The following is a 14,784-nucleotide window of genomic DNA, read 5'->3' as shown; positions in this document are numbered from 1 at the left end:
GCGTCGCGTTGCCGAACAGTGGACAGGGATGTGGAGAAGCCGGTGATCTCTGGGGACAACCGTCCTCAGCCTGTGGGTTGTCGGTGGACAACTCCGTGCACAGCTTGTGGATCACCGCGTTGTCCACAGTCTGTGGAGATCGTTCGTCCACGAATCCACAGCCACCTGACCTCCTCCGATGGTCTCGCGGCTGGGGCGCCTGTGGACGCGATCTGGACAACTTCCCGGTCCCCAGGGTGTGGACGGGAGAAAGTCGCCGAATCTGTGGAGAGAGGCCGTAACGCGGCAGGTAATCGAACAGCGGATGGCCACGGTGGATGCCACGGCACGACGAAGGGCGCCCCGGGGAACTCGTCCCGGGGCGCCCTTCGTCGTCGTGAGGTGTCGCGATCGGACGTGAGGCTGTCCCGATCAGCCGTTCTTGATGCGGTTCGTCAGCTCTGTCACCTGGTTGTAGATGGAGCGCCGCTCGGCCATCAGATTGCGGATCTTGCGGTCGGCGTGCATGACCGTGGTGTGGTCGCGGCCGCCGAACAGGGCGCCGATCTTCGGCAGGGAGAGGTCCGTCAGCTCGCGGCACAGGTACATCGCGATCTGGCGGGCCGTCACCAGCGCGCGGCCGCGGGAGGTGCCGCACAGGTCCTCGACCGTGAGGCCGAAGTAGTCGGCGGTGGCGCCCATGATGGCCGTCGAGGTGATCTCGGGGGCCGAGTCCTCGCCGCCGGGGATGAGGTCCTTGAGGACGATCTCGGTCAGGCCCAGGTCCACCGGCTGCCGGTTGAGCGACGCGAACGCCGTCACCCGGATCAGCGCGCCCTCCAGTTCGCGGATGTTGCGCGAGATCCGGGAGGCGATGAACTCCAGCACCTCCGGCGGGGCGTTGAGCTGCTCCTGGACCGCCTTCTTGCGGAGGATGGCGATACGGGTCTCCAGCTCGGGCGGCTGGACGTCGGTGATCAGGCCCCACTCGAAACGGTTCCGCAGCCGGTCCTCCAGCGTGACCAGCTGCTTCGGAGGCCGGTCACTGGAGAGCACGATCTGCTTGTTGGCGTTGTGGAGCGTGTTGAAGGTGTGGAAGAACTCCTCCTGCGTCGACTCCTTGTCCGCCAGGAACTGGATGTCGTCGACGAGCAGGATGTCCATCTCGCGGTAGCGCTTGCGGAAGCTGTCGCCCTTGCCGTCGCGGATGGAGTTGATGAACTCGTTGGTGAACTCCTCCGAGCTCACGTACCGCACCCGCGTGCCCGGGTAGAGGCTGCGCGCGTAGTGCCCGATCGCGTGCAGCAGGTGCGTCTTGCCGAGCCCGGACTCCCCGTAGATGAAGAGCGGGTTGTACGCCTTCGCCGGCGCCTCGGCGACCGCCACCGCGGCCGCGTGCGCGAAGCGGTTGGAGGCGCCGATGACGAACGTGTCGAAGAGGTACTTCGGGTTCAGGCGGGCGGTCGGCTCACCGGGACCGGTCGCTGGCGCGGGCTTCGCGGCCAGCGGGCCGGGGGCGCCCGTGGTGGGCAGCGCGGAGCCGACGGGTCCGCCCCGGTGGACGTGTCCGGAGTGTCCGGGGCCGGACGGCTGCTCGGGCAGCTCACGGCGCCCGTCCCGCTGGTCGTAGTCGGAGCGTGGCTTGTCGTAGTCAGGCCGCTGGTCGTAATCGGGGCGCGGCTTGTCGTAGTCGGGGCGCTGGTTGTCGTACGGCGGGCGCTCCATCGACTGCGGGCGGTAGTCCTGCCCGTACTGATCCTGGGACGGGGGCCCGTAGGAGTCCTGGGGCGGTGCCCCGTACTGATCCTGCGACGGCGGACCGTAGGAGTCCTGGGAGGGCGAGGCGTACGGGTCGCGTTCGGGGAAGCCGAGCCTCGGCTGCTGCCAGCCGTAGTCGTCCTGCGAGGAACGGGGCCAGGCGCCGGGCTCCGGGCGCTGGTACTCACCGGGGTAGGCGGGGCGGGCGGTCGGCAGCTGGTCGGCACGGGGCTGGTGGTCGCCCTGGGGGCCGGGACGCGGCTGGTCGTACTCGGGCCGCTGGTCCGGCCGCTGGTCGTCGGCGCGGTGGCGGCCGTATCCCTCGTACGGGGACGGCGGGTGCTCGGGCTCGTCGTAGCGGGGCTGGGGCCGGGCCGGGGGCGCCGACGGGGCCGAGGGCTCGCCCGCGGAGTCGTCGACGGTGATCGCGATACGGATCGGCCGGCCGCACTCACGGCTCAGCGCCTCGCTGACGACCGGGGCCAGCCGGCCCTCCAGTACGCCCTTCGCAAATTCGTTCGGTACGGCGAGCAGGGCGGTGTCCGCGACGAGCGCGAGCGGCTGGCAGCGACGGATCCAGCGCTCGTCCTTGCTCTCCACCCCCTGTCCGCGGCCCTCACCCAGTAGGTGCTCCAGTACTCGTGGCCACACTGCGGCAAGATCGGCAGGTACGTCAGCCACAGGGCACGCTCTCTCACGGGTCCCACGAACGTGTGGTTCGGGACGGGTCGGGATTCAAATGGGGTGGAGCCCTAAACGAAGGGGTCAAAGGAACGAATGGGAGTCCGGCCACGGTAGTCAGGGCGATGGGTGCGGTTCAAGTTGTTGTCCCCAGGCTGTGGATAGTGTCTCCCGGTGACCGCTGGTTTGACCGGATGGCGTAGCCGCGCGTACCGTAACCAGGTCGAGTTGTCGATGGCTGCTGCCGCCTGCCTCCGATGGGCACAGATCGCTTCGGGTGATCGGGAAGCGGTGCACTCGGGCGTTACTGCGAGCTACTCGTGGGCGCACGGTGACAGCCAGGACGGCACCCCGCAACCACCGATTTATTCTGGAGCCCCCGAGTGAGCAAGCGCACCTTCCAGCCGAACAACCGCCGCCGCGCGAAGACCCACGGCTTCCGCCTGCGGATGCGCACCCGTGCCGGCCGCGCGATTCTCGCGAACCGTCGCAGCAAGGGTCGCGCCAACCTGTCCGCCTGATCCCGATCAGGTCATGACGTCGTGCTGCCTACCGAGCATCGGCTGAGGCGGCGCGAGGACTTCGCGACCGCGGTACGACGGGGTCGTCGGGCTGGACGCCCGTCCCTCGTCGTCCATCTTCGTAGCGGTGCCACGAACCCGCACGCGCCTGGGGAGAGCGCTCCCCCGACACGTGCGGGTTTCGTCGTCAGCAAGGCCGTGGGAGGTGCGGTGGTGCGCAACAAGGTGAAGCGCAGGCTTCGCCATCTGATGCGCGATCGAATCGCCCAGCTGCCCCCCGGTAGCCTGGTAGTCGTACGAGCGCTGCCCGGTGCGGGCGACGCCGACCACGCACAACTGGCCCGAGACCTGGATGCCGCCCTTCAGCGGTTGCTGGGAGGGGGCGCGCGATGAAGTACCCGCTGCTGGCGCTGATCAAGCTGTACCAGTGGACCATCAGCCCGTTGCTCGGGCCGGTGTGCAAGTACTACCCGTCGTGCTCCCACTACGGCTACCAGGCCATCGACCGGCATGGTGCGGTCAAGGGAACGGCACTCACGGCCTGGCGCATCCTGCGATGCAATCCGTGGTCGCTGGGCGGCGTGGACCATGTCCCGCCGCGCAAGCGTCCGCGGTGGCACGAAATGTTGCGTAACGCCTGGCGTGCACGCAAGGGCGGGCCCTCCGCCGCCGAACCGGCCACCGAGGGGCAGGCTCCTTCGAGCCCGGCCGCAGAGACCCCGTCCCATGCCCAAGGAGCATGATTAGTGGACACGATTGCCAGCTTCTTCAGCTTCATCACGACACCTGTCTCCTGGGTCATCGTCCAGTTCCACAAGGTGTACGGCGCCCTCTTCGGCGACGACTCCGGGTGGGCCTGGGGCCTGTCCATCGTGTCCCTGGTGATTCTGATCCGTATCTGCCTGATCCCGCTCTTCGTGAAGCAGATCAAGGCGACCCGGGCCATGCAGACGCTGCAGCCCGAGATGAAGAAGATCCAGGAGCGCTACAAGAACGACAAGCAGCGCCAGTCCGAAGAGATGATGAAGCTGTACAAGGAGACGGGCACCAACCCGCTCTCCTCGTGCCTTCCCATCCTGGCGCAGTCGCCGTTCTTCTTCGCGCTCTACCACGTGCTCAACAGCATCGCGAACAACGACACCATCGGCTCCATCAACCAGAGCCTGCTGGACAGCGCGCAGAAGGCGCACATCTTCGGCGCCCCGCTCGCGGCGAAGTTCACCGACAGCTCCGCTGACGTCGCGGCCCTCGACGCCTCGCTGACCACGGTCCGGATCGTCACCGCGGTCATGATCGTCCTGATGTCGGCGTCGCAGTTCTACACGCAGCGCCAGCTGATGACGAAGAACGTCGACACCACGGTGAAGACGCCGTTCATGCAGCAGCAGAAGATGCTGATGTACGTCTTCCCGGTCATGTTCGCCGTCTTCGGCATCAACTTCCCGGTCGGTGTCCTCGTCTACTGGCTGACCACCAACGTGTGGACCATGGGCCAGCAGATGTACGTCATCCACAACAACCCGACCCCGGGTTCCAAGGCTCAGGCCGCGTACCTGGAGCGGCTGTACAAGCACGTCACGCACCACGGCAAGACGCGCAGCCGCGGTGAGAAGGCCATCGTCAAGGCCATCGTGGCCAAGGGCCGCGACCGCAACGAGTTCGAGCGCAAGTTCATCAACGGTCTGAACAAGGCGGGCCTCGCGGCTCAGCCCGACGGCACCGTGATCAAGGGCGAGGCCCAGGTCACCGCCCAGACCGAGGACGGTACGCCGACCAGTGCGGCCGCCCCGAAGCGCCAGCAGCCCAAGCGGCAGAGCAAGTCCCAGCGTCAGTCCGGTGCCGCCGCGGGCGCTCCGAAGGCCGCCGGTGAGCCCACGTCGCTGAAGAAGACCGACGCGCCCGAGGACGCCAAGCCCGCCGCCGGCAAGGGTGCCTCGAAGCCCGCCTCCGGTACCCGCAGCAAGGCCCAGTCCGGACAGCGCAAGGGTCCGCAGCGGCCCAAGTCCCCGTCCAAGAAGTAAGAAGGAGTCCATCCCGTGACGGAAGGCACCACCTCCGCCGCTGCCGAGGGTGCAGACACCCTGACCCGCCTGGAGCAGGAGGGCGAGATCGCGGCGGACTACCTCGAGGGTCTGCTGGACATCGCCGACCTCGACGGTGACATCGACATGGACGTCGAGGCCGATCGCGCCGCTGTGTCGATCATCAGCGACGCGGGCGGCCGAGACCTGCAGAAGCTGGTGGGCCGCGACGGCGAGGTACTGGAAGCCCTCCAGGAGCTCACCCGCCTGGCCGTGCACCGGGAGACCGGCGACCGCAGCCGTCTGATGCTGGACATCGGGGGCTACCGGGCCAAGAAGCGCGCCGAGCTGTCCGAGCTGGGCGCCAAGGCCGCCGCCGAGGTGAAGAACACCGGCGAGTCCGTCAAGCTCAAGCCGATGACCCCGTTCGAGCGCAAGGTCGTGCACGACGCGGTCAAGGCCGCCGGCCTGCGCAGCGAGTCCGAGGGCGAGGAGCCGCAGCGCTTCGTCGTTGTGCTTCCCGCCTGATCCGTTTACGTTCCTCCGGCCCCGTCTGTAGCGCAGACGGGGCCGAACTTTGTCAGCCTGATAGTTCTGGTGGTTCTGGCATCGGTGTCCCTGTGCGCCGACGCCGTACGGAAGGACGGTCCCCCGTGACGGAGGCAGCGGAGCTTCCCCCCGCGCCCGAGCAGGCGCGTGAGGTCTTCGGTGATCGCTTCGCCGACGCGGTTCGCTACGCGGAGCTGCTCGCGGAGGCGGGTGTGCAGCGCGGTCTGATCGGCCCGCGTGAGGTGCCTCGGCTGTGGGAGCGGCATCTGCTGAACTGCGCCGTACTCTCCGAGGTCGTTCCCGAGAATGTGACGGTGTGCGATGTCGGCTCCGGTGCCGGCCTGCCCGGCATCCCCCTGGCGCTGGTCCGGGAGGACCTCAAGATCACACTCCTGGAGCCACTGCTGCGGCGGACCACCTTCCTCACGGAAGTCGTGGAGCTGCTGGGCCTGGACCATGTGACGGTCATGCGGGGCAGGGCCGAGGAGGTCATGGGCAAGATCACCCCCGTGCATGTGGTGACGGCCCGGGCGGTGGCCCCGCTCGACCGCCTGGCGACCTGGGGCGTCCCGCTGCTACGCCCCTACGGCGAGATGCTCGCGCTCAAGGGGGACACCGCCGAGGAGGAGCTGAAGGCGGCGGGTACGGCACTGAGCAAACTCGGCGCGGTGGAGACCTCGATCCTCCATGTGGGCGAGGGTGTCGTGGATCCGCTGTCCACGGTGGTGCGCGTCGAGGTCGGGGAGAGCCCCGGCGGTGTGCGCTTCGCGGCCAAGCGAGCGAAGGCGGCCCGGACGGGTCGAACGCGACGTCGTCGCTGATCCGTCCTGACGACGAGACGTACTCCACACAAGCTGCCAAACCTACGCATGCCGGAGTGTCGCGACGATTCGGCCGCAGTAGCTGTGCATCGTGTTTCACGTGAAACGTCGCTCACTGCTGCACGGCATCATCAGCCGGGGCCGCGCTGCGGCCGAACCCCGCGACCGGAAGCCTCTCGGTTCACTCCGAGAGGGCACGGAGTTGTCCACAGAGGTGGATTTCTCCACAGAACAACAGGCCTCACTGGTTCACGACCCCGAAGACATGGGAGGCTCTGTTCATTGCGAGCCTGAAGTCGAGGAGAGTGAATCCTTGCGGTCCGACGCCAACATCGCGGGACCGATGACCGATCCGGTCCCCGGTCCCCGTACCGAGTCGATGGGGGACGATGTTTCACGTGAAACACCGCCTCCGATGGACGACACTCCGATCGGTCGTGCTGCCCAACTGGCCGTAGAGGCTCTCGGCCGTGCCGGTGAGGGTCTGCCACGGCCCGAACAGACCCGTGTCATGGTGGTCGCCAACCAGAAGGGCGGGGTGGGCAAGACGACGACGACCGTCAACCTTGCCGCTTCGCTGGCCGTGCACGGCGCCCGTGTCCTGGTGATCGACCTCGACCCACAGGGCAACGCGTCCACGGCCCTCGGTATCGACCACCACGCCGAAGTGCCGTCCATCTACGACGTGCTGATCGACAGCAAGCCCCTGGCCGAAGTCGTCCAGCCGGTCCCGGATGTCGAGGGTCTCTTCTGTGCGCCGGCCACGATCGATCTCGCCGGTGCGGAGATCGAGCTGGTCTCCCTGGTGGCACGTGAGAGCCGGCTCCAGCGGGCCATCCAGTCGTACGAACACCCCCTGGACTACATCCTCATCGACTGCCCGCCCTCGCTCGGTCTGCTGACGGTCAACGCGTTGGTCGCCGGTGCCGAGGTCCTCATCCCCATCCAGTGCGAGTACTACGCGCTGGAGGGGCTGGGCCAGCTGCTGCGCAACGTGGACCTGGTGCGGGGGCACCTCAACCCCGCCCTGCACGTATCGACGATCCTGCTCACCATGTACGACGGCCGGACGCGACTCGCGTCCCAGGTCGCCGAGGAGGTGCGCACCCACTTCGGTGAAGAGGTGCTGCGCACGAGCATCCCTCGCTCGGTCCGTATCTCCGAGGCGCCGAGCTATGGGCAGACGGTGCTGACCTACGATCCAGGATCGAGCGGTGCCCTCTCCTATCTTGAGGCGGCACGAGAAATCGCGCTGAAGGGCGTGGGCGTCAGTTACGACCCGACGCAGGCGCATATCGGCATCCAGAGCAACCCGAGCATGGTGGAGGGCGTCCAGTGAGCGAGCGACGGAGGGGTTTGGGCCGTGGGCTCGGCGCATTGATCCCTGCTGCCCCGACGGAGAAGACGGTGGCCCAGGCCGCGGGGGGTGGCGCCTCGACGTCCCCCACAGCGGTTCCGGTTCTGACCACCGATCGCGGAGTGGCCGCGGCCAAGGTGGCCACGCTGCCGCCTGTCGTACAGGAGGCCGAGGAGCTGTCGACGGCCGACGGTGCGGATCTGCTCGCGGCTCCCGTGGGCGCTCACTTCGCGGAGATCCCCCTCGACTTCATCAAGCCGAACCCGCGGCAGCCCCGTGAGGTCTTCGACGAGGACGCGCTGCAGGAGCTCGTCACCTCCATCAAGGAGGTCGGTCTCCTCCAGCCCGTCGTCGTGCGGCAGATCGGCCCCACGCACTACGAGCTCATCATGGGCGAGCGGCGCTGGCGGGCCTGCCGTGAGGCCGGTCTGGAAGCGATTCCGGCGATCGTACGGGCCACGGAGGACGACAAGCTCCTCCTGGACGCCCTGCTGGAGAACCTCCACCGTGCCCAGCTGAACCCGCTGGAGGAGGCCGCCGCCTACGACCAGCTGCTGAAGGACTTCAACTGCACGCACGATCAGCTGGCGGACCGTATCGGTCGCTCCCGGCCGCAGGTCTCCAACACCCTGCGTCTGCTGAAGCTGTCGTCGTCGGTCCAGAAGCGGGTGGCCGCGGGAGTGCTCTCGGCGGGACACGCGCGGGCGCTGCTCTCCGTCGAGGACTCGGAGGAGCAGGACCGGCTGGCTCATCGGATCGTTGCCGAGGGGCTGTCGGTGCGGGCCGTCGAGGAGATCGTCACCCTCATGGGCTCGCGGCCGCAGAAGGCTCAGCGGCCCAAGGGACCGCGGGCCGGCGCCCTGGTGTCCCCGGCGCTCACCGACCTCGCCACGCGGCTCTCTGACCGCTTCGAGACCCGCGTGAAGGTCGACCTGGGCCAGAAGAAGGGCAAGATCACCGTGGAGTTCGCCTCCATGGAGGATCTCGAGCGCATCCTCACCTCGCTCGCCCCCGGCGAGGGACCGGTCCTTCAGAAGAGCCTTCTGGAGGACTCCGACGACACGGAGGACTGATCCTCCGGGCGTCGCGGTGAGCCGCTGGGACGGCCGACAGGGCGGGCCGTGTCCGATGTGTACCGGACACGGCCCGCCCTTTGCTTTCAGGCGGTATCGGCGGATTGGCTTCGTGGATACGATGCGTTCGGGTATGGCGCATCCACCCGGCAGGACCTGTGAGGGGAGAGGCAGGGACCATGCGAACGGTGAGCCGAACCGGACTGGTGAGCGCGGGTCTCGGGCTGGGCGCGGTCGGCGGGTTCGTCGGCAGCCTGCTCAGGGAACGGAATGCTCTGACGGCCGCCCGCGACGCGGCGGGCGAAGGAAGCGAGGAACAGCCTTCATGGGGCGTCGGCTCGTACCGCTCACGCTGGACAACCTTCAGGACCTTCCCCAGCGCTGTCGCGCGTGTGTCTTCTGGGAGTTGGACCCAGTCAGCGGAGAAGCCGCGGTAAAGACGGGCACCTCCGCTCTGGAGAAGGAGGCCTGGATCTCCGCCGTCCTGCTGGACTGGGGATCCTGCGGTCGGGTCGTGTACGTCGACGACGTGCCGGTGGGCTTCGTCCTCTACGCCCCTCCGGCGTACGTGCCGCGCTCGTCGGCCTTCCCCACCAGCCCTGTGTCCCCCGACGCGGTACAGCTGATGACGGCGTTCATCATGCCGGGCTACCAGGGGCAGGGGCTGGGCAGAGTCATGGTCCAGACGGTGGCCAAGGATTTGCTGAGACGCGGCTTCAGGGCGATCGAGGCGTTCGGGGACGCGCGCTGGAAGGAGCCCGCCTGTCTGCTGCCCGCGGACCATCTCCTGGCGGTGGGCTTCAAGACCGTACGGCCCCATCCCGCGTATCCGCGGCTGAGGCTGGAGCTGCGGACGACGCTCTCCTGGAAGGAAGACGTGGAGATGGCGCTGGACCGGCTCCTGGGAGCGGTGCAGAAGGAGCCGGCGCTACGACCTCTGTGAAGCAGGAGAGGTCTCTGAAACACGAGTGGGGCCGACCCGGAAAGGGTCGGCCCCACTCGTGTTTCACGTGAAACGTCACTCGGCGATGAAGTCCTCGAGGTCGCGAACGATCGCGGCCTTCGGCTTGGCGCCGACGATGGTCTTCGCGACCTCGCCGCCCTGGTAGACGTTGAGGGTCGGGATGGACATGACGCCGTACTTGGCGGCCGTACCCGGGTTCTCGTCGATGTTGAGCTTGACGATCTCGATCTTGTCGCCGTACTCGGCGGCGATCGCCTCGAGCGACGGCGCGATCTGGCGGCAGGGTCCGCACCAGGCGGCCCAGAAGTCCACCAGGACGGGCTTGTCGCTCTTGAGGACGTCCTGCTCGAAGGTGTCGTCGGTCACGTTCTTGAGGGTGCCGGCCACGGCGGGCTCCTTAACTGGTTGTGCGGGGTGGGGTGAGACGGGTCGGTCAGACAGCGGTCTTCTCGGGCTCGGCCTTCTCCTCGTCCGCGAGAGCGGCGAGGAAGCGCTCGGCGTCGAGAGCGGCGGCACAGCCGGTACCGGCCGCGGTGATCGCCTGACGGTAGGTGTGGTCGACGACGTCACCCGCGCCGAAGACACCGGTCAGGTTGGTCCGCGTGGAGGGGGCTTCCACCTTCAGGTAGCCCTCCTCGTCCAGCTCCAGCTGGCCCTTGAAGAGTTCGGTGCGCGGGTCGTGGCCGATCGCGATGAACAGGCCGGTCACCGGCAGGTCCGAGAGTTCGCCGGTCTTGAGGTTGCGCAGCTTCAGCCTGGCCAGCTTCTGGTCGCCCTGGATCTCGGCGACCTCGCTGTCCCACACGAACTTGATCTTCGGGTCGGCGAAGGCGCGCTCCTGCATCGCCTTGGAGGCGCGCAGGGTGTCACGGCGGTGGACGATCGTCACGGACTTGGCGAAGCGGGAGAGGAAGGTGGCCTCCTCCATCGCGGTGTCGCCACCGCCGATCACGGCGATGTCCTGGTCCTTGAAGAAGAAGCCGTCACAGGTGGCACACCAGGAGACGCCACGACCGGAGAGGGCGTCCTCGTTCGGCAGGCCGAGCTTGCGGTGCTGCGAGCCGGTGGTCACGATGACCGCCTTCGCCCGGTGGATCGTGCCCGCGGTGTCCGTGACGGTCTTGATCTCGCCAGTCAGGTCGACGGCGACGATGTCGTCCGGAACGAGCTCGGCACCGAAGCGCTCGGCCTGGGCGCGCATGTTGTCCATGAGCTCCGGGCCCATGATGCCGTCCTGGAATCCGGGGAAGTTCTCCACCTCGGTGGTGTTCATGAGCGCACCACCGGCGGTGACGGCGCCCTCGAACACCAGCGGCTTCAGCGACGCGCGCGCGGTGTAGAGCGCCGCCGTGTAGCCGGCGGGCCCGGACCCGATGATGATCACGTTACGGACGTCGCTCACGCTGGATTCCTCGTCTCTGGACTGCGTCGTGGACCGGGGGAGCCCCTTTCAGAACTCTCACCCCACCCAACGGATCCTAAGGGGCGTGCATTCCCGCTGTGGCCGGGCACACGGGGACGCCACACCGTACGGGATACCACGCAGGAGAAAGACGAAGCGTGCCGGCTCAGGGCATTGCACAGGGCTGGGGATAGAACCCCGCTCAGGGCTGGGGGTAAGACCGCTTCAGCAGGACGTCGGCCTTGCCGAGGGACGGGTCCGTTTCGCAGGCCCTGTCCATGACGTAGGCGGTGACCCCGGCGCCGGCAGAGCTGTCCCGGAGCACGACGAGCAGGATGTCGGTTCCGTTGTACCGTCCCGGCTCGGTCGCGAGCGGTGAGTCGCTGCGGCCGATGCCCTTCTGGATGCATGCGGGGATGTCCGGGCCCTGAAGGATCCGGGGGTCCTTGCTGCTGGGGAAGGACTCCGCGCCCAGCGTGTGCGGATTGCGGGATCCGCCCGTGGCGCTCTGGTTCTTGGCCAGGAGGTCCGAGACCTCCTTCTCCAACGTGCCCTCGGAGAAGGTGTCCGCGGCACCGGAGCGGGGGCTCCGCGCCTCCGGAGCGGCAGGGTTGCCGTCGTTCATCGAGGACAGCAGGACGGACCCGAAGCCGAGGGCGGCGGCCGTGAAGACCGCGCCCAGGACGACGCTCCTGCGACGGTTGCCCTTCTTGCGTTCCTTGCGGCCGGGGCCGGTGGACGAGGCACGGGCATGACCGGAGGGACGGTCCGCCGGGGTCGATGTTTCACGTGAAACACGCGCGCCGTCGTCCGAAGCAGCTGAATGCGTGTCGTCCACGTCGGCCACAGACCGGGCTGTCGCTTCGACGGGGATCTTCTCGTCCGGGGAATCGGGCGCCGTGGCGTCCAGCAGTGCTTCGGCGGCGAGCGCCGCGTCGATCCGGCCGGCGACGTCGGCGGGCATGGTCGTCGGGCCGGGCAGGGTTCCGAGGAGCCCTCGGATCTCCTCCAGCGACGCGTGGACGTCCGCGCAGAGTTCGCACTCGTCCAGATGCCGCCGTACGTCCGCGGTCCGGGTGGGTGGGAGCAGGCCTTCGGTGAGGTCGGAGATCTCCGCGACGTCCGGGTGTCCGGCCATGTCTGTCGTGGATGTCACGCTCGCCCACCTCCGCCCTTCACAGCAGCTGAATCGCCTGGTCCCGTATGCGGCGGATCCGCTGGACGCGGTCCCGCTGCGGGTGGGACGGATGTCCCCTGCGTCCGGTTCCGTCGCGCATCCGCCTCTCTGCCGTCGCCGGTGGTTTCCGGCCGCAGATGAGTGAGGAGGGGCAGGAGTCTGGCTCGCCCCCGGGCGCAGCGGCTCTTCACGGTTCCGGTGGGCACGTCGAGGATGCGGGCCGCTTCCGCGACCGGGTAGCCCTGCATGTCCACCAGGACGAGTGCGGCCCGCTGATCGGGCGGAAGCGTGCCGAGCGCTTCCAGGAGCTGGCGGTGGAGGTCGTTGCGCTCCGCGGGCGCCGAGGCCGACTCGTGCGGCTCCAGCAACTGCTCCAGGCGCTCGGTGTCGTCGACCGGGGAGGTCTTGCGGGAGGCCGCCTTGCGGGCGCGGTCCAGACAGGCGTTCACCGTGATCCGGTGCAGCCAGGTCGTGACGGCCGACTGGCCGCGGAAGGTGTGGGCGGCCCGGTACGCCGACACAAGGGCGTCCTGGACGGCGTCAGCGGCCTCCTCACGGTCCCCCAGCGTCCGCAGGGCCACCGCCCAGAGCCGATCGCGGTGCCGCCGCACGATCTCGCCGAAGGCATCCGGGTCGCCGTCGACATGGCGGGCCAGGAGGTCCCGATCGCTCACGTCGCCGTACGCGGTGCCGTCTGCCATCGGACCCCCTCCCCTTGTCTGTGGTGAGCCTGTCTGTGGTGAGCTCTCAGCCCGTGAACTTCACGTTGGTGATGGCCTGCTTGTAGCCGACATCGCTGAAGTTGGCGGAATCTTCCCCGGAGTACGGCAGCGCGGTCAGCCAGACGAGCACGTAACGGCTCTTCACCGGCTTGTCGACCGTCACCTTCGCGGTGGTGCCGTTGGTGGTCTTCGAGCCCAGCTTGGTCATCGAGCTCAGCGGCGTGGACGAGCCCAGGGAGTCGGTCGCGTAGAGCTCGACCGTGGTGTGGTTGCCGCCGTACCGGAGCGAGAGCGTAGCGGCCGACACGTCCTGGGCGGAGCCGAGGTCGTAGACGATGCCGACACCGGGCTTGATCACCATGTCCGGACCGTCCTTGTAGCTGCTGGTCCGCCACCCCGTCGTCATGCTGTCGTCGTACGTCAGGCCCACGTCGTTGGGATGCTGGGCGTCGCCCGCGGCCACGTACTCCTGGGCGCCCTCGATCGAGAGGGGCTTGGTGGGCTTGGGCGCCGCGCTGTTCTTGTCGTCGCCGTCGTTGGTCTGGGTCTGGTTCTCGTCGGACTTGCCGCCCTGGTCCATCAGGGCGTCCGCCAACTGCCAGCTGCCCAGGCCCAGTGCGGCGATCAGCAGGGCGGAGACCGCCCACTTCAGCGCGCGGCCGGTACGGCTCTGGAGCGGGGGAGGCGGCGTCGGTACCGGCTGAGTGCGACCGGGGTGGGACGACTGGCGGCCGTACGTGCCCTGCTGGTAGGTCGTGCGCTGGTAGTCCGGCGGGGCGGTGAACGAGGGCTCCGGCGGGCGGATGCGGGGCATCTCGCCGATCGCCTTCACCAGCTCCTCGGGCGTGGTGCACGGCGACTCGTGACGGGACGCGGTCGCGCCGTCGTTGGCGAGAGCCCGCATGGACAGCTCGGACAGTCCGCGGTGGACGCCGGCGCGCACCTGGTCGGGAGCGATGAGGCCGACGTCCTTGGGCAGGCCGGACAGGCCGTAGGCGTCGCTCTCGTAGGGCCAGCGCTGGGTGAGCGCCGCGTAGAGCAGGGCGCCGATCGACTCGGTGTCGGTGCGCTGCGGGGTGTCGGAACTGATGCCGCGCAGCGCTGAGTTGACAGCGAGACCGCGGATGCGCCACTGGCCGCTCGACGTCCGCAGGACGGCATTGGGGTTCAGGCGCAGATGCGCCAGGCCCTCACGGTGGGCGGCGGCCATGGCCGAGGCGACCTGGCTGACCATCTGGTAGGCGTCGTAGACCTCGAGCGGGCCGGGGGCCAGCAGCGTGGTCAGTTCGGTGGCGTCGGGCAGCCACTCGTGGACGACGTAGACGAGGTCGTTCTCCTCGACGGCGTCCAGGACCTGGACGAAGCGGGGATCGCCGAGCAGCGCCGCGGAGCGGGCCGCGGCGAGCACGGAACGGGCGCGGGCATGGTCGGCGGGAAGGAGGTGGACGCCGACGGCGCGACGGAGTTTCTCGTCGACCGCCCGCCAGCTGCTGAATCCGTCCAGACGGGTGACGCACTCCTCAAGACGGTAGCGTCTGGCCAGTTTGTGGCCGCTGTGCAGCTCCGGCGGTGAGGCTTTCCCGGGACTCTCGGTCCCGCCACTCCCCTGTGCCTCGACGTCTTCCGTGTCCCGCTCCCGGTTCTTGGCCACCCCGTCGGCCGTGGACTGGTCCGCCTTGGCGGTCAGCGGCTCGTCACCGCTGTTGTCTGCCACGTCGACGGCAGCCGTGCTCCGTTCCGCCACCGTCGTTCCCTGCCT

15 protein-coding genes are annotated in these 14,784 nt (G+C 68.5%); 9 read left to right on the top strand and 6 right to left on the bottom strand.

What is annotated here, in order from left to right; all coding sequences use genetic code 11:
* Positions 1-411 precede the first annotated feature (411 nt).
* Complete coding sequence (gene dnaA, locus K4B79_RS18595) at positions 412-2,418, bottom strand: chromosomal replication initiator protein DnaA (protein WP_308280443.1); 2,007 nt, start codon at positions 2,416-2,418, stop codon at positions 412-414.
* Positions 2,419-2,801: 383 nt separating this feature from the next.
* Here dnaA and rpmH point away from each other — a divergent pair, with 383 nt between their 5' ends.
* The 9 genes from rpmH (at position 2,802) to K4B79_RS18550 (ending at position 9,703) form a co-directional block, all read left to right on the top strand.
* Entirely contained in the window at positions 2,802-2,939 is a 138-nt protein-coding gene (gene rpmH / locus K4B79_RS18590; RefSeq protein ID WP_018846094.1) for a 50S ribosomal protein L34, read from the top strand.
* A 21-nt stretch (positions 2,940-2,960) separates the two neighbouring features.
* Positions 2,961-3,332 (top strand): ribonuclease P protein component, encoded by a 372-nt coding sequence (rnpA, locus tag K4B79_RS18585; protein ID WP_232027857.1) that lies wholly within the window; start codon positions 2,961-2,963, stop codon positions 3,330-3,332.
* Complete coding sequence (gene yidD / locus K4B79_RS18580) at positions 3,329-3,682, top strand: membrane protein insertion efficiency factor YidD (RefSeq protein ID WP_232027856.1); 354 nt, start codon at positions 3,329-3,331, stop codon at positions 3,680-3,682. Before rnpA ends, yidD begins: the two co-directional genes overlap by 4 nt.
* A gap of 3 nt (positions 3,683-3,685) precedes the next feature.
* Positions 3,686-4,960: a membrane protein insertase YidC gene (yidC, locus tag K4B79_RS18575; RefSeq protein WP_232027855.1), complete on the top strand. Its 1,275-nt coding sequence runs from the start codon at positions 3,686-3,688 to the stop codon at positions 4,958-4,960.
* A gap of 15 nt (positions 4,961-4,975) precedes the next feature.
* Positions 4,976-5,488, top strand: a complete 513-nt coding sequence (locus K4B79_RS18570) for a Jag family protein (RefSeq protein ID WP_232027854.1) — start codon at positions 4,976-4,978, stop codon at positions 5,486-5,488.
* 125 nt (positions 5,489-5,613) lie between these two features.
* Complete coding sequence (gene rsmG / locus K4B79_RS18565; protein ID WP_232027853.1) at positions 5,614-6,330, top strand: 16S rRNA (guanine(527)-N(7))-methyltransferase RsmG; 717 nt, start codon at positions 5,614-5,616, stop codon at positions 6,328-6,330.
* Positions 6,331-6,595: 265 nt separating this feature from the next.
* Complete coding sequence (locus K4B79_RS18560; RefSeq protein WP_269463641.1) at positions 6,596-7,669, top strand: ParA family protein; 1,074 nt, start codon at positions 6,596-6,598, stop codon at positions 7,667-7,669.
* On the top strand, positions 7,666-8,760 hold the full coding sequence (locus tag K4B79_RS18555) for a ParB/RepB/Spo0J family partition protein (protein ID WP_232027852.1): 1,095 nt from the start codon (positions 7,666-7,668) through the stop codon (positions 8,758-8,760). Before K4B79_RS18560 ends, K4B79_RS18555 begins: the two co-directional genes overlap by 4 nt.
* A gap of 325 nt (positions 8,761-9,085) precedes the next feature.
* Positions 9,086-9,703, top strand: a complete 618-nt coding sequence (locus K4B79_RS18550; protein ID WP_232027851.1) for a GNAT family N-acetyltransferase — start codon at positions 9,086-9,088, stop codon at positions 9,701-9,703.
* 75 nt (positions 9,704-9,778) lie between these two features.
* On the opposite strand, the gene trxA is transcribed toward K4B79_RS18550, so the two are convergent.
* The 5 genes from trxA to K4B79_RS18525 form a co-directional block, all read right to left on the bottom strand.
* Positions 9,779-10,111 carry a thioredoxin gene (trxA, locus tag K4B79_RS18545; RefSeq protein WP_019073362.1) on the bottom strand — a complete coding sequence of 111 codons (333 nt, stop codon included), beginning with the start codon at positions 10,109-10,111 and terminating at the stop codon, positions 9,779-9,781.
* A 46-nt stretch (positions 10,112-10,157) separates the two neighbouring features.
* Positions 10,158-11,126 (bottom strand): thioredoxin-disulfide reductase, encoded by a 969-nt coding sequence (gene trxB, locus K4B79_RS18540; RefSeq protein ID WP_232027849.1) that lies wholly within the window; start codon positions 11,124-11,126, stop codon positions 10,158-10,160.
* A gap of 202 nt (positions 11,127-11,328) precedes the next feature.
* Positions 11,329-12,282, bottom strand: coding sequence for an anti-sigma factor family protein (locus tag K4B79_RS18535; RefSeq protein ID WP_232027848.1), 954 nt, complete (start codon positions 12,280-12,282; stop codon positions 11,329-11,331).
* The gene (sigM, locus tag K4B79_RS18530) at positions 12,279-13,004 is read right to left on the bottom strand and encodes an RNA polymerase sigma factor SigM (protein ID WP_232027847.1); all 726 of its coding nucleotides are present in this window, start codon (positions 13,002-13,004) and stop codon (positions 12,279-12,281) included. The genes K4B79_RS18535 and sigM overlap by 4 nt, the downstream gene beginning before the upstream one ends.
* A 46-nt stretch (positions 13,005-13,050) precedes the next feature.
* Positions 13,051-14,769 (bottom strand): protein kinase family protein, encoded by a 1,719-nt coding sequence (locus K4B79_RS18525; RefSeq protein WP_232027846.1) that lies wholly within the window; start codon positions 14,767-14,769, stop codon positions 13,051-13,053.
* Between the last annotated feature and the right edge of the window lie 15 nt (positions 14,770-14,784).

This window comes from Streptomyces lincolnensis (assembly GCF_021173675.1).
In the GTDB taxonomy this organism is placed as follows: Bacteria; Actinomycetota; Actinomycetes; order Streptomycetales; family Streptomycetaceae; genus Streptomyces; species Streptomyces lincolnensis_B.
This window is presented reverse-complemented; position numbering and strand designations above follow the sequence as displayed.

Coding starts and splice junctions, on each gene's coding strand:
- yidD (WP_232027856.1), top strand. CDS start 3,329: ATGAAGTACCCGCTGCTGGCGCTGATCAAGCTGTACCAGTGGACCATC.
- K4B79_RS18560 (WP_269463641.1), top strand. CDS start 6,596: ATGGGAGGCTCTGTTCATTGCGAGCCTGAAGTCGAGGAGAGTGAATCC.
- K4B79_RS18550 (WP_232027851.1), top strand. CDS start 9,086: ATGGGGCGTCGGCTCGTACCGCTCACGCTGGACAACCTTCAGGACCTT.
- sigM (WP_232027847.1), bottom strand. CDS start 13,004: ATGGCAGACGGCACCGCGTACGGCGACGTGAGCGATCGGGACCTCCTG.